The following is a 23,376-nucleotide window of genomic DNA, read 5'->3' as shown; positions in this document are numbered from 1 at the left end:
CGTATTTTATTAGGATACTAATAGCCTGCCAATCACAGGCTATTAGTCGCTTAAAAAAACGCCATTAACGCCAGTTTTTATAGCAATTAATCAGCCCGTTGGTGGAGCTATCATGGCTCGCCACCGCTTGACTATTTTCCAATTCAGGCAGAATACGGCTCGCTAATTGCTTACCTAACTCTACACCCCATTGGTCAAAGGTGAAAATATTCAAAATTGCACCTTGGGTGAAGATTTTATGCTCATACATCGCGATCAACGCCCCTAATGAATACGGCGTGATCTCTTTAAGCAGAATAGAGTTAGTTGGGCGATTACCTTCAAATACTTTGTAAGGTGCTACATACTCCATCTCTTCAACGCTTTTACCTTGCGCGGCAAATTCTGCATCCACCACTTCGCGGGTTTTACCGAAGGCTAGCGCTTCAGTCTGTGCGAAGAAGTTAGACAGCAATTTAGCGTGGTGATCGCCCAGCGGGTTGTGTGTCACTGCCGGCGCAATAAAGTCACATGGGATCATTTTTGTCCCTTGGTGAATCAACTGGTAAAACGCATGTTGCCCGTTAGTTCCCGGTTCACCCCAAATAATTGGACCTGTTTGGTAAGTGACTGCATTGCCATTACGGTCAATATATTTTCCGTTTGATTCCATATTGCCTTGTTGGAAATAGGCAGCAAAGCGATGCATGTATTGGTCGTATGGAAGAATCGCTTCAGTTTCTGAGCCAAAAAAGTTGTTGTACCAGATGCCGATCAGCGCTAATAAAACGGGGATATTGCTTTCTAGAGGCGTTTGCGTGAAGTGCTTATCCATTGCATGAGCACCGCTCAGTAATTGAACGAAATTCTCATAACCGATGGATAAAATGATAGACAAACCAATCGCTGACCACAGAGAGTAACGACCGCCAACCCAATCCCAGAACTCGAACATATTATTGGTATCAATACCAAATTTTGCGACTTGCTCACTGTTCGTTGAGAGCGCCACAAAATGCTTCGCGATATGTTTTTCATCTTTGGCAAACGTCAATAACCACTCACGCGCTGAATGCGCATTGGTCATGGTTTCTTGCGTTGTGAAAGTTTTCGATGCAATCAGGAATAACGTAGTTTCAGGATTGAGATCCTTCAATGTTTCTGCAATTTGAGTACCATCAACGTTAGAAACAAAGTGCATATTTAAATGGTTTTTATAAGGACGCAGCGCCTCAGTCACCATAAATGGCCCCAGATCTGAGCCACCAATCCCAATGTTCACCACATCAGTAATGGCTTTACCTGTGTACCCTTTCCACTCGCCACTAATAATACGCGCGCTGAACTGCTGCATTTTTTCCAGCACAGCGTTCACTTCTGGCATCACATCTTTGCCATCCACCAGCACTGGGGTATTGTCGCGGTTACGTAATGCGGTATGCAGTACGGCACGGTCTTCAGTACGGTTGATTTTCTCACCACTGAACAGACTTTTGATTGCATCTTCCAGTTGCGTTTCTTTGGCTAATGCCAAAAGTTTGTCCAATGTCTCTTGTGTAATACGGTTTTTGGAGAAATCCACTAAGATTTGGTCATCAAAAGTGGCTGAAAACTTCGTAAAGCGCTGTTCATCTTGTGCAAATAAGTCACGCATATGCACATTTTTCATGTCTGCAAAATGCTGCTCTAGCGCTCGCCATGCCGCCGTCTGGCTTGGATTGATACTTTTCATGGATAACACCTCCAAAACAATTTCAAATAATAATAGATTGTAACTCGCCGAGGACACGAAGCTTATCGGTTTTCTGCGTTCTCATAATCTGCTGTTGTTAGGTCTATTCTCCCAAACCTAACGCCAACTGTCATCTCATCCCCAAAAGGATTAAAAAAAGAAAAGGTATTGGGAAAACCGATAATCATTTGCCCATCATTAGAATTACTGATTTGCCTCGATTCATTATTGACGATACGTGCCAAAGTCGATAAATCTATTACTCCAACGTATTTCAAGCTGTTGATGTAGTGCCTCATTCGGCCAGCGCCGCAGGAATTATTTTGGGTTCATGCATTATTTAAAGATAGGCGGTTTAATTAAAGGGATTGAAAAAATGAATACAGTAGCTGGCAGTAATCAGTTTGTTATCGCAAAATTCGGTGGCACAAGCGTCGCTAACTTCGACGCCATGAATAAAAGTGCAGACATCGTACTGGCAAATGATCACGTTCGTGTGGTTGTGCTTTCCGCAAGTGCGGGGATCACCAACTTGCTCATTGAACTCGCTGAAGGCTGCGACACTGATAAACGCAACGAGCTACTGCAAAGAGTTAAACAGACTCAATATGACATTATCGAACACTTGCAAACGGCGAACGTGATCCGCGAAGAAATCGACCGTCTACTTGAGAATATCGCCCATTTAGCTGATTCCGCCTCTCTGGCCACTTCCGATGCCCTAACGGATGAAATGGTCAGCCACGGCGAAATTATGTCGACCTTATTGTTTGTCGAAGTATTACGCCAACGTGGGGCATCTTCGCAGTGGTTCGATGTCCGAAAAGTAATGAGAACCAACGAACAATTTGGTCGTGCTGAACCGGATCTTGAACAGCTACAACTGCTCGCACAGCAGCAGTTACTTCCACGCTTAGCCGAGTCAATTGTTATCACTCAAGGGTTTATTGGTCGTGATGCCAAAGGGCGCACCACCACACTAGGGCGCGGAGGAAGTGACTATACCGCGGCCTTACTGGCTGAAGTATTAAACCTATCCCGCGTGGATATTTGGACCGATGTACCTGGTATTTACACTACCGACCCTCGCGTAGTGCCGAATGCCCAAAAAATCGATGAAATCGCCTTTGATGAAGCGGCTGAAATGGCGACTTTCGGCGCCAAAATTCTGCATCCAGCCACGTTATTACCCGCAGTGCGTGCGGGGATCCCTGTATTCGTCGGCTCTAGTAAAGCCCCAGAAGCGGGTGGGACTATTGTCAACGATCAAACGGAAAACCCACCGCAATTTAGAGCGCTCGCACTACGCCGCAAACAAACGTTACTGACGCTGCACAGTTTGAAAATGCTGCATGCGCGTGGTTTCCTAGCAGAGATTTTTACTATCTTGCTGCGCCATAATATTTCCGTGGATTTGATCACCACATCGGAAGTGAGTGTTGCATTGACATTAGATACAACTGGCTCAACAGGCACTAATGGTAGCTTACTGACCAATGCCTTAATGACAGAATTATCCGCGCTGTGCCGCGTAGAAGTGGAAGAAAACCTTGCTCTAGTGGCGATTATTGGTAACCAACTTTCGCAAGTGAACGGGCTCGGAAAACAGATTTTCGGCGCCCTGGAATCCTTTAATATTCGCATGATCAGTTACGGTGCTAGCAGCCATAATATTTGTCTGCTTGTGCCGGGTAACGACGCGGAAGAGATTGTTCGCACGCTGCACAATAATCTTTTTGAGTGATAGCGAATAGCTATCCATTAATAACAACGCGCCATGAAACGATAACGGGCAATCTTTTGATTGCCCGTTTGACTTGCTAATAAAAATAAATTTAACGACTTAGGAAAGAAGTAATCAGCCCACTAAACGTCGACTCACCCGCAAAAGCATAGGTGCTTTTTAGCTCTTCTCCGCGAATATCCGCAAAGCGCGCTAACGCTAATTCTTTGCTATTCGCCTCTATTTCTTCAAACTGCTTCTGATAACCCGCACTCAGCAACTCTGACGCTTTTTGGGTTTCCTTCATCTCTAACGCAACAACTTCGTCGGATTTAATAAAAAAACAATAAGTGCTCATTTGACACCTCATTTTTTCATACTCAAAAAACAACTAAACTCGTTCTAATCTAATGGAGAGATTTACAACAAAGACTCAACAAAGAACCAGTTAATAAAACTATACTTCATTATTTAGCTAAATAAAAATAGCTTCCTAATTCACAAAGATTGATAAATTTTATGGTGTAGATATACGTAGTTTCTATTCAAAAATAGATAAGAAAAAGTGTAATTAAAGTAATTCCTAAGAATATCAAAATGATATTTGTAAATATGATAAGAATTGAAATAGACATTGATGATTGAAAGCCAATAGTATTTATAAGGTTATTGGCTTTCAAATAAAATGGAATGGATCTTTTTATTAACTCATTTTTTAGAAGGTAATGAATCTTTTACACTTTCTGTATATTGCAGCATATTCGCTTTTGCATTATGGTCTTTTTGCAATAATGCTAAGTTATTTTTCGCGGTCACATTACCCAGTTTATCTGCACGCTCAAACCACATAATGGCACGGAAAATATTTTGACTGCCACCTTCTCCTCGAGCATACATAACACCGAGGTTATTTTGCGCATCACTGTTTTCTTTGAATGCCGCAGACTCCAAAAGCTCTCGTGCTTTTTGGCTATCTTGCTGAACTCCAGTTCCAGTCAGGTAGAAAATCGCTAACTGGTTTTTTGCTTCCATATTGTCTTCTTTAGTGACTTCCAGCCATTTCACAATCTGCTGGATCTCAACATCCTTCAACTGACCCGCCAAGTATAAATTCGCTAACTTTAATTGTGCGTCAACAATATCTGAATCGGCTAATTCGATATACCACTGGGTCGCTTTGGCCATATCAGGCTTAACGCCGCCAAGACCTTTTTCATAATACTCGGCCACTTTCATGGCAGCTTCAGCCGACTCATTATCCGCTGCCATTTGGTACCATTTGAAGGCTTCGCTCAGGTCTTGCCCAACGCCATCGCCTGTCTCATACGCTTGCGCTAACGCATATTGAGCGGAAAACTCACCTTGGTTCGCCGCACGTTTATACCAGTACACGGCTTGGTAATTATTCTGCTCAACGAGCGGATGACCTTTGCGGTAAAAGTCCCCCATGTTTTTTTGTGCAACTGGGGAGCCCATATTCGCGGCTTGGCGGTACAGGTAAATCGCCGTGTCCTCATCTTTTTCCATGCCTTCGCCATTCTCATACATCACGGCTAAGTTGTTCACGGCAGAGGCTACGCCATTACGTGCACTGCGCTCATACCATGTAAAAGCTTTATTGTAGTCAATATCACCACCAAGCCCATCATGGTAAAACAGCCCAATGGCAAACTGTGCATATTCTTGCTCTTGCTCTGCAGCCTCATAATACCAAGCACGTGCTTGTTTATAGTCTTTTTCGACGCCTAAACCACGCTCAAATAAATAGCCCATCGCATATTGGCAATATGCATCACCTTTTTCAGCGCATTTACGGTACCAGTTACCCGCTTGCTCATAATCCTTTTTGCGCTGCGCCAGCATACCGATGTAGTAATCACCATCATTACTATTTAGATCAGAAGCTTTCTTAAACCAGTAATAGGCTTTATTTTCATCAGCATCGAGAAAATCTGTGCCATCCAAATATGCGACACCCACGTCAATCATGGCATCAACTTTGCCCGCATTAGCCTCTTTAATGCTACTTTGGAAATCAGTTGGAAGGTTGCTTGGCTCAGTCACTTCAAGGGCTTTAGGTAAAGGTTCAACTAAAGCAGAATCCGCCTGAGGCGTTAAAACCACAGGGGCGATAATTGGGGTAGATGATTGGTTAGCAGCCGCTTTGGTTGGCTGATTATGAAACGAACCCGACTCTATTGGCTCTGCTTGCACATAAGGGGCACAGATAATGCAGAAACTAAATAAGAGAGAGGGTAATTTCATGACATTTACTCACAGCTTGGCATTGACCACTGCTATATAAGATATCATTCCCATACAAAAATCATAAGGACTATAAGCAGAAAATAACCAAATGAAGTGAATTTTTAAGAAAATAATTTGGGTGATTATCGTAATTGATTATAAAACGAGCTAATCACCCTCTAATTAATAATTAAATTGTCTTAATTCGGAAAATTAATTAACGCGATATCCACCATGCTTACTGGCAAATAAATTAAACTTACCCCACTCAATTAAAATCAATTCCAATTTTTGATGACTAATTTTGCATAGCGTCGATATTTGGGAAACCACAAAATGGTTTTCACCCACTAACTCTTCTGAAAATACCTCGGCAATTAATTCACTCTCTTTCGCTGTAATTAACCAGCCATCATTGGTCGCAAATTTATGAACCGGAACCATACCTTCTTTGGTACTTTCTTTAGAGAGTAACTTATCTTCCGCTTGTTGGGCTTGATAAAACGCGTCGATTTCTTCTTGTGAAGGGATCGGCTCAACCCGCTCTTGGTTTTCCAAGAACAGATAAATTTCTTCTGCTCTTGCTGGCGTTAACTCGCTTCTTAACCAAATTTGGTTAAAGCAATGTTCCGTCAATGAATCTTCAGTATCCAATTTGTCCATGATTTGCAAAATACTCATCATGGCACTCACCGCATCTTCGCTCATCATAAACGTGTCTGGTGCGGCGCTATTTTGGATCTGATAAGGATAAACTACCGAGGACGGCAGTTTTCCTTCAATTATAAATTCATAGCTCATCATTTGCTCCCAATAGATTTCCTACCTATAAGATGGAGGCGAATAACTGAAAAATCAATCTTCTGGATCAAATCAATCTTCTGGATCATAGCCGAGGTTCGGTGCTAACCAGCGTTCTAATTCTGCGACCGTCATTCCTTTGCGTTTAGCATAATCTTCAATTTGATCTTTTTGCACCTGCGCCACCGCAAAATATTTACTATCAGGGTGACTAAAGTACCAACCCGACACCGAGGCTCCCGGCCACATAGCGTAAGAGCTGGTCAGTTTCATACCAATTTTGTCTTCCACATTCAGGAGTTGCCAGATTTTTTCCTTTTCTGTGTGTTCAGGACAAGCAGCATAACCCGGCGCAGGGCGAATGCCTTGATAATTTTCACGGATCAACTCTTCGTTGCTCAGCGCTTCATCCGGTGCATAGCCCCAATACTGGGTTCTCACTTGTTGATGAAGATATTCCGCAAAAGCTTCGGCCAAGCGATCGGCCAAAGCTTTCACCATGATTTTATTATAATCATCGTGGGCATCCTCATACTGCTGTGCCAGAGCATCCTCTTCTAACCCACCAGTCACTGCAAACGCACCGATATAGTCCGCTTGACCACTCTCTTTCGGTGCCACAAAATCGGATAAACAGTAGTTAGGAAAATCGGTTTTCAACGTTTGTTGGCGTAAATTCAGTGCAACCGCTTGGACTTCATCCCGAGCAGAGGAGCGATAGATTTCCACATCATCCACTACGCTGTTTGCAGGGAAAATGCCAAAAATCCCTTTTGGCGTCAGTAATTTTTGGCTATCCAGCGTGTCGAGCATCGCATTGGCATCCGCCAACAATTTGCGCGCCTCTTCCCCGACGACTTCATCTTCCAGAATTCGCGGATATTTACCTGCCAATGACCATGTCATAAAGAATGGCGTCCAGTCGATATAGTCACGCAATGTTTTAATCGATGCCGTCACTTCTTGAACGCCTAGGAATTTAGGAACTGGCGGCTGGTACTGTTGCCAGTCAATATTCACCCCATTAGCGCGAGCGGCTTCTAATGTGACGGGTGGGGTTCTTGGTTTTTTGCGCCCATGTTGCAGGCGAACCGTGTCATATTCACGACGCGTTCGGGCTACAAACTCGGCTTTTTGGGTTGCTGAAAGTAATGCGGCAACGACACCCACTGTACGGGATGCGTTCTGCACATAGACCGTGGGCCCTGAATAGTTTTGCTCGATTTTCACGGCAGTATGGGCTTTCGAGGTGGTTGCGCCACCAATCAATAGCGGTAAGGTAAACCCTTGTCGCTCCATCTCTTTTGCCACATGCACCATCTCATCTAACGACGGTGTAATCAGCCCCGATAAACCAATAATATCAACGTTTTGTTCACGAGCGGTTTTCAGGATCGTTTCACATGGCACCATAACGCCTAAATCAATGATTTCATAGTTATTACACTGCAGAACGACGCCCACGATATTTTTACCAATGTCGTGCACATCCCCTTTCACCGTCGCTAATAATACTTTACCAGCACTGCTGCCCGACTGTTTTAGCTCTTGAATATACGGCTCTAAGTACGCCACGGCTTGCTTCATCACTCGAGCGGATTTCACCACTTGAGGCAGGAACATTTTTCCTTCCCCAAACAGGTCGCCCACCACATTCATGCCGTTCATTAACGGGCCTTCGATCACCTCGATTGGGCTTGATGCGCGTTGGCGAGTTTCTTCCGTATCTTGGATAATAAATTCCGTGATCCCTTTCACTAGCGAGTATTCCAGTCGTTTTTCGACCTCCCAACTGCGCCATTCCGCTTGTTGAACTTGCTGCTCTTGTCCCCCTGTTCCACGGTATTTTTCAGCCAGTTCCAGTAATTTTTCAGTACCGTCTTCTCGGCGATTGAGGATCACATCTTCTACTGCGTTTTTAAGCTCGGCAGGAAGATCGTCATAAATGGCCAGTTGCCCCGCATTGACGATCCCCATATCCATCCCATTGCGGATCGCGTGGTACAAGAAAACCGCGTGAATGGCTTCACGTACCGGATCATTGCCTCGGAATGAGAAAGAGACGTTTGATACCCCACCGGAGATCAATGCATGGGGCAGCTGATCTTTAATATCTTTACAGACTTCAATAAAATCAACGGCATAGTTATTGTGTTCTTCAATCCCCGTAGCAACCGCAAAAATATTCGGGTCAAAAATAATATCTTCAGGCGGGAAACCGACCGTTTCCGTCAATATTTGGTATGCGCGGCGGCAAATTTCGATTTTGCGCTCGCGGGTATCTGCTTGCCCCACTTCATCGAACGCCATCACCACCATCGCCGCACCATATTTGCGGACTAATTTGGCATGTTCAATAAAGGTATCAACCCCCTCTTTCATGGAGATGGAGTTCACGATCCCTTTACCCTGAATGCACTTCAGGCCTTTTTCGATCACATCCCATTTTGAGGAGTCGATCATAATAGGCACCCGTGCAATATCCGGCTCTCCCGCGATCAAATTCAGAAAACGCACCATCGCCGCGTGAGAATCTAGCATTCCCTCATCCATATTAATGTCGATGATCTGCGCGCCGTTTTCCACTTGTTGGCGAGCGATATCCAGGGCTTCTTGGTAATTTTCTTCTTTAATTAAACGCTTGAATTTTGCCGAGCCTGTGACATTAGTACGCTCTCCCACGTTCACAAACAGAGACTGCGCACCAATATTCAGCGGCTCTAAACCGGATAAACGACATTCCACTGGCAATTTTGGCAACTGGCGAGGTTTAAGCCCCTCAACGGCTTGCGCCATTTTTTGGATATGAAGTGGCGTGGTACCACAGCATCCACCGACAATATTTAAAAAGCCAGCTTCCGCCCATTCGCGGATCTGCTGCGCCATATTTTTGGCATCAAGATCGTATTCACCGAATGCATTCGGTAATCCTGCATTGGGGTGGGCGCTAACATAGCACTCTGAAATACGCGATAATTCAGCGATATATTGACGAAGCTCATCAGGCCCCAGTGCACAGTTAAGCCCGAATGATAGCGGCTGAGAGTGACGCAATGAGTTATAAAATGCTTCCGTGGTTTGCCCTGATAAGGTGCGCCCCGAGGCATCAGTGATAGTCCCTGAAATCATCACCGGCAAGTGGATCCCAAGGGCTTCAAATTCAGTTTCTACAGCAAAAATCGCCGCTTTTGCATTTAATGTGTCAAAGATAGTTTCGATCATTATCAGATCGACACCGCCCGTAATCAGCGATCGTGTGGATTCGCGATAGGCATCCACCAGCTGATCAAACGTCACGTTGCGATAGGCCGGATCATTCACATCAGGGGAGATCGATGCCGTACGGTTTGTTGGTCCCAGAACCCCAGCCACATAGCGTGGTTTTTCTGGGGTTTTACGTGTCCACTCATCGGCACATTCACGAGCAAGGCGAGCTGCGGTTTCGTTGATTTCCGCAGAAAGGGCTTCCATTTTATAATCCGCCATCGCAATGGTGGTGGAGTTAAATGTATTGGTTTCAACAATATCCGCTCCTGCCGCAAAATATTGGCTATGGATATCGCGAATAATCTCAGGCTGGGTGAGCACAAGTAAATCATTATTGCCTTTCAAATCACTTGGCCAATCGGCAAAACGTGCGCCGCGAAACTGCTCTTCAGAGAGTTTATGGCGTTGGATCATCGTTCCCATCGCACCATCTAGGACGAGAATTCTATTTTTTAGTTGTTGTTCTAATTGGTTTTTCTTGCTGGACACTGCACTGTCCTCCTGAAAATGATAATCCCTCGGCTTAATCTGCCCCATGCTGTGACTTCGCACAGCTAAATCGTCAATGAATTGAAACCAAACTAAATTTGTATGAATTACATCCTACCATAACTTCAGAAGAGAAAATTCTTCGTTATGATGAGAGTTTTTCAGGTTGCCAAAGATCGACTTTTTGCTGATCCGATGAGTATTTTTGAATGAAATCATTCATAATAGAAACGAATATTCATTCCTGTCAGGAGACACTTGATGGCGGCTACACCCATTACTAAAAAAATAAAGAAGGCAAAAGGACCTGCGAGTGGCGCTACGGCTGCCGGACAAGTTCAATCCTTAAGCCGTGGACTGACGCTTTTGGAATACATTTCTGAATCAACTGGGGGGATCGCTCTCACCGATTTAGCCCTTCAAGCCGGCTTACCTAATTCCACGACTCACCGCTTATTAATGACCCTCGAACAGCACGGTTTTGTGCGCCAGACAGGGGATCTCGGGCTGTGGGTCATCGCTTCTCATGCCTTTATCATTGGCAGTAGCTTCCTTGAAAGTCGTAATTTATTAGCTCTTGTCCATCCGATATTACGCCGTTTGATGGAAGAATCTGGTGAAACCGTCAATTTAGCGATTTTAGATCACACGGAATATGACGCTGTGATTGTTGACCAAGTACAATGTAATGCACTAATGCGTATGTCTGCCCCGATTGGCGGAAAACTGCCGTTACATGCATCAGGTGCAGGAAAAGCGTTTATTGCCAATTTGCCTGAAGAACAGCTAATTCCATTACTGGGTAAAAAAGGCTTACATGCCTATACACCGCATACATTAACTAACCCCTCCGCATTGAAAGAAAATCTGCAACAAGCTAAAAAACAAGGATTTTCTTATGATGATGAAGAACATGCGCTGGGGTTAAGATGTATTGGTGCCTGTATTTATGATGAACATAAAGAGGCATTTGCCGCGATCTCAATTTCTGGACCACTTTCGCGGATCACTGATGATCGGGTAACCGAGTTAGGAGCGATGGTGATCAAAGCTGCTAAAGAAATCAGCCATGAATATGGCGCTAATCGCTAGTAAGTAAAAGTGCGGGATCTCCCCGCACATCTTCAATTAATCATGTTACTGACGGGTTAATCACCCTGTTGACCGGATGCGCTTTCCGATTTATTCGATTTCAAAGATTGTTTGAATTTCGGCATATTGCGATATTTTTCAATCAAAGCTAAAGCGATAGCTTCCGTTTCCGCATCTGCCCGCCCATCAATATCCCGTGAACGATAATGCATTTGGAATGCACGCAACGTCTGCTTCGTTTCTTTATCTAATTTTCCTGTCAGTGGGATCCCCGCATAGCCATAAAACTTCAATGCTTTTTGTAGGTTTAATACACTGACAGGAGCATTAATTTGTCGCCCAGCTAAATACTTATTGACGGTTTGAGGGTCAGGCCAAGCACCAATCCCATGCAACGCTAATGATTGCCACGGAAATGCACGCCCCGGATCTTGTTTACGCAGCGGTGCGATATCACTATGGCCAATGACATTTTCTGGAGGAATGTCATAACGTTGCATGATGTCTTTCAATAGCGGGATCAATGCATCTATCTGTGAGTCATTAAAAGGCGGCCAGATATCTTGACCATTTTTTCTCACCAAACCTTCATTAACGATTTCAATACCAATCGAGCTATCATTAAGTCCATGATGATATTGCCAGCGGCTATCCCCTGCGTGCCACGCTTTCAAACGCTCAGGAACGAGTTGTAAAATAACAGGCTGACCATTTTTTTGTGCAGGCTGACTAGGAATGAGGTAGTGGGAACTCACCTTTCCTTTCGTTAATATTTTAATTGAGTGGGCATCATCAGAAACAGTGTAATGCAGAACAATAAATTGAATGCGCTCACTGGTATTCTGTGACGGGTAACTCTGATCGAGATAGTAACCCGTTTTTGAAGGTGTCGTTGAACAACCGACAAGTAGGAATATGACAAATATCCATATTGCCCTAGCCATTTAAAACTGCCCTTTTTCCATGTTGAATTGTCGCACATTTAAGCACACCGCCCTCGATAAAACCATGAGAACTTTTCACAAAGAATCGTCTTAAATATGAGCAAATATAAAAAAAAGAGTAAACTAAATGAATCAAAAAAAGCAAAACATGAATACTTTTATAAAAAAAGCTAATCGAATTTAATCGTTATCTGCTTTTATCATTTAAAAGCAGAATCATCAGATTCATGATATTTAATTATTAACTTTAAGATAGAATTAACAATTAAAATCATTTAATCATTATAATTTTTTTAATCTATAAAACTTTAAGGGAAGTGAAAATAAATTAAAAACTAGCCAGAGCCACCTCACTAGAATTATCTTTCTCTTTCTCAAATTGACGTGCAATCATAGTGGTAATTTCATGAATATCAATTTCAAGTAAAATAGCAATCTCGATTAATTTATCTAAACTCAGCTTATTCACACCCAGTTCATATCGAGATACCTGCTGCTGACTTAGCTGAATAATAGCCGCTAACTCCTGACCTGATAACCCTTTACTTACTCTAGCCTTACGAAGATGATTGCCAAGCAAAGCATAAATATTTTGTTTTTCTGACATGTACATGCTCACCCCAATATAAAGAACCCAATCAAACATTAACGGGCATTATAAAAACAATCTGTTTTTTTTAAAATAGATAAAAACAATCAAATTAACTATTATTGATAGGAATTTAAGGTGCCATTATGATTTTAATTTTTAATCCTTACTACTCTTAGTTGTAATTCATTGCTTTATAAAAAAATTTTTTAATGTCACTCGTTGCTTTAACCTTGTGAAACTATTATTAAAACATCTCTAATTTAATAATGTTTTACAATTTAAATAGTTATGGCAATAATTAGTAACTAAAAATCACTTGTACTTACGTTTTAAGTTTATTTTAAAAATTAAAATTTATTTAAAATAATGTCATACGTCATCAGCATTAAAAAATAAGTCATTAGCGGGCTTAACTTTCAAACCAACTTATCTAAATACCATAATTCCACTTTTTCCTTGAAGATAAGAAAATAGTTCGACATCCATTACCCGTAAATTTTTTCGTTGCGAAGAAGCATGGCGAAATATCACTTTTTCGCCATCTCTAATAACAACACCCACATGGGTGACATCCAATCCTGATGCAGGGGAATAAATACCAATGTAATCCCCTGTTTTTAACTGCTTCAGTAATTTTCTATCAATAAATCGAGTTGGGATATAACCAATCACTCTTGGTGTTATTTTAACCGTAGCAATAATAGGATCACCGTTACTATTTTTATTAAGTTGTTTATTAACAAAAATAGTGTGGGGGCTCAATTGAGCCGTTATATCAGAGACCACTTTATGATCCCCTTCTGCCCAATCCGAAAAGAAATGACGACGTTGATTAAATGCGACTTTTGCATCGACATAGCGTACTTTCTCTAAATATGAGGCAAATTGTTCAGCATCCTCTGCATACTTAAAGGCTTCGCTATACTCAATGAATGTCATGCAATCAACGGCTTTTAAGTCAATGATTAACCGTTCCGTTGAGAATGCATCCCTATTTAAAGTGCGATTATTGTAGGGAGTGCCCAACAAAGTGGCGGTTGCATTCGCCATTTTTTGCTCAGCATAACTACCTTGGCTAGCTGAAATCGCCTTCTCTAATACACCGTAAGAACCTGTGGTTAAAACCACTTCAGGCACTTCTGTCGCTTGAACGCTGCTTGAGCACAACCAAAAAACGCCTAACAGCCACCCAAGCGAACTCCGTTTTTTCAACCCAGCCATATTTCCCTACTTGATTTTTATCTCAGTGCCATTGACCAACTCATTATAGTTATTATTTATCATTCTGTTAGGCTGAAATGGTCACGATTACTCCCAAATTACTCCCCGATCCTCTTCTTGATTCAGATCACAGATATGTCGAAATCTTCATTTTGATCATTGCAACAATTGTTTTTTCATTGAACAATGTTACCGGTAACACAAAGAGTACTGTTTGTATAATGGAGCCATTATCATGAGCAAAAATATTTCTGACGTCACTCCTTCAACGAAGGTCAATGACCCTATTTTACAGATCACCCAACGTATCATCGCGCGCTCGAAAGAGAGTCGAAAAGCGTATCTCGAAAAAATTGAACAGGCTCGTAGCAGTACTGTACATCGCGCTGAATTAGCGTGTGGGAATCTGGCTCATGGTTTTGCTGCCTGCCAAAGCGAAGAAAAAAGTATTCTCAAAAGTATGACTCGTTCCGATATCGCTATCATTAACTCCTATAACGACATGCTTTCCGCTCATCGCCCCTATGACCGCTACCCTGACCAATTGAAACAAGCGCTACTGGAAAATGGTGCGATTGGGCAAGTAGCTGCGGGTGTTCCTGCCATGTGCGATGGTGTTACCCAAGGGCAAGATGGTATGGAACTCTCATTACTGAGCCGCGATGTTATCGCGATGTCCACTGCCATCGGGCTTTCCCACAATATGTTCGATGGCGCGCTCTATTTAGGGATCTGCGATAAAATTGTTCCGGGGCTGATGATGGGCGCGCTCTCTTTTGGGCACCTACCCGCAGTTTTTGTCCCCGCAGGCCCCATGAGCACTGGCTTACCCAACAAAGAAAAAGTGAGAATTCGTCAGCTATACGTTGAAGGGAAAGTTGACCGCAATGCATTACTTGATGCTGAAGCCGCGTCCTATCACAGCATTGGTACCTGCACATTTTACGGAACCGCAAACTCTAACCAAATGGTGATGGAAGTGATGGGGTTACACTTACCTGGCTCTTCCTTTGTTCCACCAGATTCACCATTACGAGATGAACTCACTCGTGCTGCGGCTCGCCAAATTACACGCCTTACTGAGCAATCAGGAAATTATTTACCGATTGGTAAACTGGTTGATGAAAAAGTGATTGTAAATGGTATTGTGGCGCTTCTGGCAACAGGGGGATCCACCAATCTCACCATGCATCTGGTGGCGATTGCACGCGCCGCCGGCATCATTATCAATTGGGATGATTTTTCTGATCTTTCTGCTGTCGTTCCTCTGATTTGCCGAATTTATCCAAATGGTCAAGCTGATATTAACCAATTCCAAGCGGCCGGTGGCGTTCAGTTGTTGATCCGCCAGCTCCTTGCTAAAGGTTTACTCCATGATGACGTTCACACCGTCGCCGGATTTGGGTTATCACGTTATACCCTCGAACCTTGGCTGGACAACGGTCAATTATCTTGGCGCGAAGGGGCAAAAAATTCTTATGATCTTGAAGTGATTGCTGATATTGATCATCCTTTCTCCCATCACGGTGGGACTAAACTACTGTCTGGAAACCTTGGTCGCGCTGTGATGAAAACGTCAGCCGTTCCCGTTGAAAACCAAGTGATTGAAGCCCCAGCCATCGTGTTCAATAATCAAAATGATATTGCACCGCGTTTTGAAGCAGGCGAATTAGACAGAGACTGCGTCATTGTGGTTCGTTTCCAAGGACCATCTGCGAATGGCATGCCTGAATTACATAAATTAATGCCGCCACTCGGGGTATTATTGGATAAAGGCTATAAAGTGGCATTAGTCACTGACGGGCGATTGTCGGGAGCATCGGGTAAAGTACCTTCTGCTATTCATGTCACCCCAGAAGCTTACAATGGCGGCTTACTCGCCAAAGTCCAAGATGGTGATTTAATTCGCGTTAATGCATTAACGGGAGAAATTGAGCTTCTCGTCGACGAACAAATTTTATCCGCTCGTCAACCTTATCAAGCCGACCTGAGTGCAGAACGAGTGGGTTGTGGTCGAGAGCTGTTTGGTGCATTAAGACAACATTTATCCGGCGCCGAAGAAGGTGCTTGTAGTATTAATGACTGACTGTATTAATGACTGACTGTATTAATTTTTAATTTATACCGCTTACTAGGATTTATTATGAATAATTGGAAAATGACCGCTGAAGATGTTCTAAAACAAGGTCCTGTTGTTCCTGTCATTGTGATCAAGAAACTCGAGCAAGCCGTTCCTTTAGCAAAAGCCTTACTCAAAGGCGGTATCAAAGTATTGGAAGTCACGTTAAGAACGGAATGCGCCATCGAAGCCATCCGACTTATTGCTGAAGAAGTCCCTGAAGCGATTGTGGGTGCTGGTACCGTTATCAATGCAAAACAGCTGGCTGAAGTGACCCAAGCTGGCGCACAATTTGCTATCAGCCCAGGCTTAACGGACGAGTTATTAGCGGCGGCAAATCAAGGCAGCATTCCATTAATTCCCGGAATTTCCACCGTATCGGAATTAATGGCGGGCATGAACTACGGACTTAAAGAATTCAAATTCTTCCCAGCCGAAGCCAATGGTGGCGTGAAAGCGCTCAAAGCGATTGCAGGGCCTTTCTCCCAAGTTCGCTTCTGCCCAACGGGCGGGATCTCCCTCGCAAATTACCGTGATTATCTCGCTCTAGATAGCGTGCTGTGTATTGGTGGCTCATGGTTAGTGCCAGAAAATGCGCTGGAAAATGGCAACTACGATAAAATCACCGAATTAGCACAGCAAGCGGTGCAAGGTGCGCTGTAATTGCTAAGTTATGATGTGAGTGGTTGAGTTATAAAGTGGGTCATTGACCCACTTTCAATCAACTAAGCCGCAGAGATAGCGTGAAGAAATCGACGACAAAAGCGCTGATCTTCCGAGTAAGCAAACACATCTTCGACATACCCATCCAAAATACGTTTTTGCAGTTTTTGCCAATAATCTGCGTTAAATAAATCTTGATGATGCTGCTGTAAATAATCTCTAACTTTCGGGTCTTGGCATAAGAATTGCGCAAATTCTTCGGGGAAAACATCTTGCTCCCGCACACTGTACCAAGGTTCACCGGAGAGCTCTTGCTCAGGGTAAAGCGGCTCAGGAATATGACGGAAATTCACCTCGGTCATATAGCAAATTTCATCATAATCATAAAATACCACCCGACCATGGCGCGTTACCCCAAAGTTTTTAAATAGCATATCCCCTGGGAAAATATTGGCGGCAGCCAGCTGTTTGATGGCGCAGCCATATTCTTCTATTGCGTGATAAAGCTGCTCATCCGACGCTTCATCCATAAAAATATTCAGCGGGATCATCTTTCGTTCCATATAGAGATGACGAATTAATATTTTATCCCCCAAATCTTCAACCTGAGACGGCGCCTCCGTCAGTAACTCAGTCATTAGCTCATCACTCACAAAACGCTTTTCAATAATAAAGTTTTCAAACTCTTGAGTATCCGCCATGCGACCCACTCGGTCGTGCTCTTTGACCATTTGATAACACTCAAGCACTCGAGCTTTAGTCACTTCTTTTTGTGGCGCAAATTTATCTTTAATAATCTTAAATACCCGATCAAATGATGGCGCCGTAAACACCAACATCACCATTCCTTTCACACCAGGCGCGAGTGTAAATTGTTCTCGTGAAAAATTTAAATACGCCAAATATTCTCGGTAATATTCTGTTTTACCGTGTTTTTGGCAACCAATCGCCATATACAATTCAGCGATTGATTTACTGGGTAAGATTTCACGTAACCAGAAAACTAACCCAGCCGGAAATGGCGCATACACCATAAAATAGGAACGAGCGAAGCCAAACACGATGCTCGCGTCATCAAACCCAGTTAAACACGCGTCTACATACATTTTGCCGTCTTCATCATGGTGAATAGGCAATAAGAATGGGTAAACTTGGTGATTGATATATAGCTTCCCAACTAACCATGCGGCTTTATTCCGGTAAAACAGCTCATTCGCCACATGCAATTGAGCACCCTGTTCAACAATCTCAGGAAAGCGCTGCCTTAGCGTTTCCATAATACAGTCAATATCAAAGGCTAAATTTCGCCACGTTAAGCGAATGGGCAACCCACTTAAGATCCCATTAAATACCGTTTCCATGTTCCCATTGAGCTTATATTCGCGAGCTAATGGTCTTGGTAAGGTGCAAAAGCGCCGTGCTGGTTGTGAAGTAAAGATAAACAGATTTTCTTGAGTCAGCTCTCGATGTTGAAACAGCCGGCAATATACTGAATTAAAAAAACTTTCAGCAATTTCAAAACGCGGATAATCCGGCAGTAATGTCGCATAGACCTGTTTGATTCGAGCCAAATTATAAGGGCTGAGCGATTGCACTAGCCCCATACATTGCAGCTGAGCAACGACAAGCCCCACATGATGGTCATACAGCTTTATCCTTTGTTTCATCGCGTGTTGAACCGCATGCCAATCCCCGCGTTCAAAGCGTTCTTGAGCGCCCGAGGTGATTTCAAGAAATCGCCCATATTGCGCATCAAAGCCCTGCAAAATGGTTTGAGCGATGATCTGTTCAGTTTCAAGGGTCATCTTCACTCTCCCAATAAAAAATAGGCACTTGCGTGCCTGAAAAGTCAAAAGATACACTTATGTCAACACACATACACCGAGCAATAGGAACCGTAAATTTCTCCCCGATTAGAATTGCTCTTCTTCAGTCGAACCCGTTAATGCCGTAACTGAAGAACTCCCCCCTTGAATCACCGTCGTCACCTTATCAAAATAGCCAGTTCCCACTTCTTGCTGATGAGAAGAGAAGGTATAGCCTTTATTAATAGCGGCAAATTCACATTCCTGAACTTTATCAACATAGTGTTTCATTCCTTCGCCTTGTGCGTAAGCGTGAGCAAGGTCGAACATGTTGAACCACATGCTGTGAATTCCCGCCAAGGTAATAAACTGGAAGCGATAGCCCATGTCTGACAACTCTTGTTGGAAACGAGCAATGGTGCTGTCATCCAAATTTTTCTTCCAGTTAAATGAAGGTGAACAGTTATAAGCTAATAATTTACCTGGGAATTTGGCGTGAATTGCCTCAGCAAATTGACGCGCAGCTTCCAGATCTGGCTTGGAGGTTTCACACCAGACTAAATCAGCATAAGGGGCATAGGCTAAGCCTCGGCTAATCGCTTGCTCTATCCCTGCAGTGGTACGGAAGAAACCTTCAGCCGTACGCTCACCCGTGATAAATGGCTCATCATAAGGGTCGCAATCTGACGTTAATAAATCAGCAGCGTCCGCATCCGTTCTAGCAATTAAGATAGTAGGAACACCTGAAACATCCGCCGCTAAGCGTGCTGCAACTAATTTTTGGACTGCTTCTTGGGTTGGAACTAAAACTTTCCCGCCCATATGGCCACATTTTTTCACCGCCGCCAATTGATCCTCAAAGTGTACCGCCGCTGCGCCCGCTTCAATCATGTGCTTCATCAGCTCAAACGCATTCAGTACTCCACCAAAGCCAGCTTCCGCATCCGCAACGATAGGTAAAAAGAAATCGATGTATTCTTTATTATCGGGGCCAATGCCATTCGCCCATTGAATTTGATCCGCGCGACGGAACGTGTTGTTGATCCGCTGAACCACGTTAGGGACTGAGTCCACAGGGTAGAGTGATTGGTCTGGGTACATGCTGGATGCTGAGTTCGCATCTGCCGCAACCTGCCAACCAGAAAGATACACAGCTTCAATTCCCGCTTTTGCTTGTTGCAATGCTTGCCCGCCCGTTAATGCACCTAATGCATTTACATAGCCTTTCTTCGCGCCACCATTCAGCTGTGCCCAAAAGCGTTCAGCTCCTTTACGAGCTAATGTATGCTCAGGATTGACCGAGCCGCGTAATTTGATCACTTCTTCGGCTGCATAAGGGCGAGTAATGCCTTTCCAGCGTGGTTTTTTCCACTCATTTTCCAATTGAGCAATCTGTTCTAAGCGCGATGTTGTCATGATTTACATCCTTTCTTGTTATCTGTCTTTGTAGGGTAATTGAGTGATATCTGCATTCTTCAAGTTGGCTAATCTAGTAATTGATAGCCCGGTATCGTTAAGAACTCGATCAACTCATCTTGGGTTGTGATTCGGCGCATCAGCTCGCTAGCTTCTTTGAATCGCCCACTTTGAAAACGATGGTCGCCAAGCTCTTTTTGGATGACTTGCAACTCTTCATCCAGCATCTCTTCAAATAACGCTTTCGTGACTTTCATGCCGTTCGATAATGATTTTCCATGACGGATCCACTGCCAAATTGATGTCCGCGAAATTTCAGCGGTCGCCGCATCCTCCATCAAACCGTAGATAGGCACGCAGCCATTTCCTGAAATCCATGCTTCAATGTATTGCACCGCCACGCGAATATTGGCGCGCATACCCGCTTCGGTTCTTTCACCCTCACAAGGTTTTAGTAACTGTTGCGCGGTGATTTCATCATCATTTTCACGTCGGATATTCAGCTGGTTTTTTCGCTCGCCTAATGCTTCGTTGAAAACCGCCATGACGGTATCAGCCAAACCTGGGTGTGCAATCCATGAACCATCATGACCATTGCGCGCTTCCAGCTCTTTGTCCGCTTTCACTTTGGCGAGAATCGCTTGATTTTCCTGTGCATCTTTACTTGGAATAAAGGCAGACATTCCCCCCATTGCAAACGCACCACGGCGATGACAAGTTTTGATCAGCAAACGTGAATAGGCGCTTAAAAACTCCTGCGTCATTGTCACCGACTGTCTATCTGGTAAAACTCGGTCAGCGTGCTCTTTCAATGTTTTGATGTAGCTGAAAATGTAGTCCCAACGCCCACAGTTAAGCCCAACAATGTGGTGTCGCATGTGGTACAAAATTTCATCCATCTGGAAAACCGCAGGGAGTGTTTCAATTAACACTGTGGCTTTGATAGTCCCGCGTGGTAAGCCTACATAATCTTCTGCGGCGCTAAACACATCACTCCACCATTGAGCCTCCTGCCACGATTCCAGCTTCGGAATATAGAAATAAGGGCCACTTCCCTTCGCCAGTAATGCCTGATAGTTATTGAAAAAGTAGAGCGCGAAATCAAACAACCCACCGGGTATCGGTTGGTTATCAACAAGCACATGTTTTTCGTCTAAATGCAGTCCACGCACTCGGGCGATCAACACAGCGGGATTAGATTTCAGCTGATAAACTTTGCCATTTTCATTGGTGTAAGAGATTTCGCCGGTGATCGCATCGCGTAAGTTGATTTGCCCATCAATCAACCTTTCCCATGATGGCGATAAAGAGTCCTCAAAATCAGCCATAAATACTTTTACGTTAGCATTCAATGCGTTGATCACCATTTTCCGATCAACTGGCCCAGTAATTTCTATACGACGATCTTGTAAATCGTCAGGAATATTTTGAATCTTCCAATCTGCATTTTTAATGGAATTAGATTCCATAATAAAGTCAGGTAAACTTCCTGCATCAATCCCTTTTTGGCGATGCACTCTATCTTTGAGTAGCTGCTCTCTTCTTGGCAAGAAACCTTCAACGAGATAAGAAAGAAAGCCAATAGAATCAGCATTTAATATCTGTTTTGCTTGCTGAGAAAATGCTTTCTTGAAGGTTAAATCTGAAATAGATAACTGCTGATCCATTGTTTTTTCCTCACTCATGGCTGGCTATGAATTAAGAGTAAACTCAAAAAACAAATAAATCAAAAACGGTTTCCATTTTAATTTAAATTAATTTTATCTACTTGATATAAAAAGAGATATTTACTATTTTTATTTTGCTTTTAATTTCTATTACAAAAAACAAAGTGTTAAATATTAGTTAAATCATAGGGTTGTATATTGGTGGGATTTTTATTGTTAAAAATAAAAAATGAACAAATAGGCAAAAAACGGTTATTTATTCATCTAAATAAAGAAGGGAATCTTGATTTAAAGACCAAATAATTTTGATTATTCAGCCTTATATTCTGAGATATGACCAGTTAACTGGCATTAAGTGAGGTTTTTAATCTAAAGTCGGTTCCATGTGAGTAAGATCAAATGGTGTGATCTGATACACATAATAATTGAGCCAATTGGAGAATAACAAGTGGCCATGACTACGCCAACGAACTTCCGGTGAATTATTCGGATCATCATTTTTGAAATAATTACACGGCAGTTCAGGTGTGATCCCTGCATCCACATCACGCCAATATTCTTGGGATAATGTCTCTGCATCGTACTCAGGATGTCCTGTGACAAATGCCAAACGCTTATCTTTTGATGCAAATAAGTACGCTCCTGCTTCCGGTGAACTGGCTAAAATATCAAGGTCTGTGTTCTGGCGAATATAGTCTTCAGGGAAATCGGCATAACGGGAGTGCGGTGCATAAAAAGAAGCATCAAATCCCCGAGTTAATAACGCGTAAGGCTCTAATGTTTCGTGTGAATATACCCCAGAAAGTTTCTCTTTACGGGTTAATTTAGGTAAATCATACAATACGTTAAGTGCAGCTTGAACAGCCCAGCAAACAAACAATGTTGAAGTCACATGCTCTTTTGCCCATGCAATCACGCGCTCTATTTGTTCCCAATAACACACGTCAGCAAATTCAACTAAGCCGAGCGGAGCACCTGTGACAATTAATCCATCAAAATTTTGGTGTTTAATATCTTCAAAATCACAGTAAAAATTGTTCAAGTGTTCCGTTGGTGTATTCTTAGATTCTCGCTGATCAATGCGTAGAAGCTGGATGTCGACTTGTAATGGCGTGTTTGATAGCAACCGTAAAAATTGGTTTTCAGTCTCAATTTTTTTAGGCATTAAGTTCAGTATCAGTACTTTCAAGGGACGGATCTCCTGAAGGCTGGCTCTTGTCGTGGTCATGACAAAAACATTTTCTTCACGCAAGAAATTAACTGCTGGTAGCTCATCAGGCAGGCGAATTGGCATGGTTCATCCCCTTAAATATACTTTATACGTTTAGACTTCTAGAATGCTAAACAATCTAACCAATGTAACTCTACTTGTCGAGCGTTTCAAAGCAAGTTGAAATAATTTCAAGCGATAGTCGGTGTTATAGGAATATTGAGAGTCTATCAAACTGATAACTCGATGATATCCAGACTTTTTATTACAGCGTGATAGCTAAAATGGCTTAGACTTTTTTGATCTGAAATAGAGGGAATTTTAAGATTTATTGTTTCTGGAATAATGATTTTCGGGTGGCAGGTTTTACATAGTAGCCTTTAAATACAGGTATTCAAGTACCCCAAAC

Annotated in this window: 16 protein-coding genes; 4 read left to right on the top strand and 12 right to left on the bottom strand. The window is 43.0% G+C overall.

The annotated features are described in order from the left end of the window. Positions 1 to 64: 64 nt before the first annotated feature. Positions 65 to 1,711 carry a glucose-6-phosphate isomerase gene (gene pgi, locus PR799_RS12640; protein ID WP_272522262.1) on the bottom strand — a complete coding sequence of 549 codons (1,647 nt, stop codon included), beginning with the start codon at positions 1,709 to 1,711 and terminating at the stop codon, positions 65 to 67. Between the two features lie 376 nt (positions 1,712 to 2,087). Between pgi and lysC the strand changes: the two genes are divergently transcribed. Beyond that, positions 2,088 to 3,455, top strand: coding sequence for a lysine-sensitive aspartokinase 3 (gene lysC, locus PR799_RS12635; RefSeq protein ID WP_272522260.1), 1,368 nt, complete (start codon positions 2,088 to 2,090; stop codon positions 3,453 to 3,455). 91 nt (positions 3,456 to 3,546) lie between these two features. Here lysC and PR799_RS12630 read toward each other — a convergent pair whose 3' ends face one another. From PR799_RS12630 to metH, 4 genes are all read right to left on the bottom strand, one after another. Then, positions 3,547 to 3,792, bottom strand: coding sequence for a hypothetical protein (locus PR799_RS12630; RefSeq protein ID WP_154601996.1), 246 nt, complete (start codon positions 3,790 to 3,792; stop codon positions 3,547 to 3,549). Between the two features lie 350 nt (positions 3,793 to 4,142). Then, positions 4,143 to 5,699 (bottom strand): tetratricopeptide repeat protein, encoded by a 1,557-nt coding sequence (locus PR799_RS12625; protein WP_272522257.1) that lies wholly within the window; start codon positions 5,697 to 5,699, stop codon positions 4,143 to 4,145. 195 nt (positions 5,700 to 5,894) lie between these two features. Further along, entirely contained in the window at positions 5,895 to 6,482 is a 588-nt protein-coding gene (locus PR799_RS12620) for a hypothetical protein (protein ID WP_154601994.1), read from the bottom strand. A 72-nt stretch (positions 6,483 to 6,554) separates the two neighbouring features. Further along, on the bottom strand, positions 6,555 to 10,238 hold the full coding sequence (gene metH, locus PR799_RS12615; protein WP_272522256.1) for a methionine synthase: 3,684 nt from the start codon (positions 10,236 to 10,238) through the stop codon (positions 6,555 to 6,557). A 261-nt stretch (positions 10,239 to 10,499) separates the two neighbouring features. On the opposite strand from metH, the gene iclR reads away from it, so the two are divergent. After that, positions 10,500 to 11,330 (top strand): glyoxylate bypass operon transcriptional repressor IclR, encoded by an 831-nt coding sequence (gene iclR, locus PR799_RS12610; protein ID WP_036955435.1) that lies wholly within the window; start codon positions 10,500 to 10,502, stop codon positions 11,328 to 11,330. Between the two features lie 56 nt (positions 11,331 to 11,386). Here iclR and PR799_RS12605 read toward each other — a convergent pair whose 3' ends face one another. From PR799_RS12605 to PR799_RS12595, 3 genes are all read right to left on the bottom strand, one after another. Continuing rightward, a complete protein-coding gene (locus PR799_RS12605; protein ID WP_154627217.1) occupies positions 11,387 to 12,274 on the bottom strand; it encodes an N-acetylmuramoyl-L-alanine amidase in 888 nt (295 codons plus the stop codon). Between the two features lie 328 nt (positions 12,275 to 12,602). Beyond that, the gene (locus PR799_RS12600; protein WP_154627216.1) at positions 12,603 to 12,881 is read right to left on the bottom strand and encodes a helix-turn-helix domain-containing protein; all 279 of its coding nucleotides are present in this window, start codon (positions 12,879 to 12,881) and stop codon (positions 12,603 to 12,605) included. A gap of 411 nt (positions 12,882 to 13,292) precedes the next feature. Next, positions 13,293 to 14,087, bottom strand: coding sequence for an N-acetylmuramoyl-L-alanine amidase-like domain-containing protein (locus PR799_RS12595; RefSeq protein ID WP_272522253.1), 795 nt, complete (start codon positions 14,085 to 14,087; stop codon positions 13,293 to 13,295). A gap of 235 nt (positions 14,088 to 14,322) precedes the next feature. Between PR799_RS12595 and edd the strand changes: the two genes are divergently transcribed. Continuing rightward, positions 14,323 to 16,173 (top strand): phosphogluconate dehydratase, encoded by a 1,851-nt coding sequence (gene edd / locus PR799_RS12590; protein WP_154627214.1) that lies wholly within the window; start codon positions 14,323 to 14,325, stop codon positions 16,171 to 16,173. A gap of 57 nt (positions 16,174 to 16,230) precedes the next feature. Then, entirely contained in the window at positions 16,231 to 16,869 is a 639-nt protein-coding gene (locus PR799_RS12585; RefSeq protein ID WP_272522251.1) for a bifunctional 4-hydroxy-2-oxoglutarate aldolase/2-dehydro-3-deoxy-phosphogluconate aldolase, read from the top strand. A gap of 62 nt (positions 16,870 to 16,931) precedes the next feature. Here the strand turns inward: PR799_RS12585 and aceK are convergent, their stop codons facing one another. The 4 genes from aceK to metA all read right to left on the bottom strand — a co-directional run bounded on the left by aceK (position 16,932) and on the right by metA (position 23,051). Beyond that, on the bottom strand, positions 16,932 to 18,674 hold the full coding sequence (gene aceK, locus PR799_RS12580; RefSeq protein ID WP_154627213.1) for a bifunctional isocitrate dehydrogenase kinase/phosphatase: 1,743 nt from the start codon (positions 18,672 to 18,674) through the stop codon (positions 16,932 to 16,934). A gap of 108 nt (positions 18,675 to 18,782) precedes the next feature. Continuing rightward, positions 18,783 to 20,090 carry an isocitrate lyase gene (gene aceA, locus PR799_RS12575; RefSeq protein ID WP_154601987.1) on the bottom strand — a complete coding sequence of 436 codons (1,308 nt, stop codon included), beginning with the start codon at positions 20,088 to 20,090 and terminating at the stop codon, positions 18,783 to 18,785. A gap of 68 nt (positions 20,091 to 20,158) precedes the next feature. Further along, on the bottom strand, positions 20,159 to 21,757 hold the full coding sequence (aceB, locus tag PR799_RS12570) for a malate synthase A (RefSeq protein ID WP_272522249.1): 1,599 nt from the start codon (positions 21,755 to 21,757) through the stop codon (positions 20,159 to 20,161). Positions 21,758 to 22,121: 364 nt separating this feature from the next. Next, on the bottom strand, positions 22,122 to 23,051 hold the full coding sequence (metA, locus tag PR799_RS12565) for a homoserine O-acetyltransferase MetA (RefSeq protein WP_036955456.1): 930 nt from the start codon (positions 23,049 to 23,051) through the stop codon (positions 22,122 to 22,124). Between the last annotated feature and the right edge of the window lie 325 nt (positions 23,052 to 23,376).

This window comes from Providencia sp. PROV202, from assembly GCF_028479565.1.
GTDB classification, from domain to species: domain Bacteria; phylum Pseudomonadota; class Gammaproteobacteria; order Enterobacterales; family Enterobacteriaceae; genus Providencia; species Providencia zhijiangensis.
The sequence above is the reverse complement of the archived record's forward strand: the minus strand, read 5'-3'. Positions and strand labels throughout refer to the sequence as shown.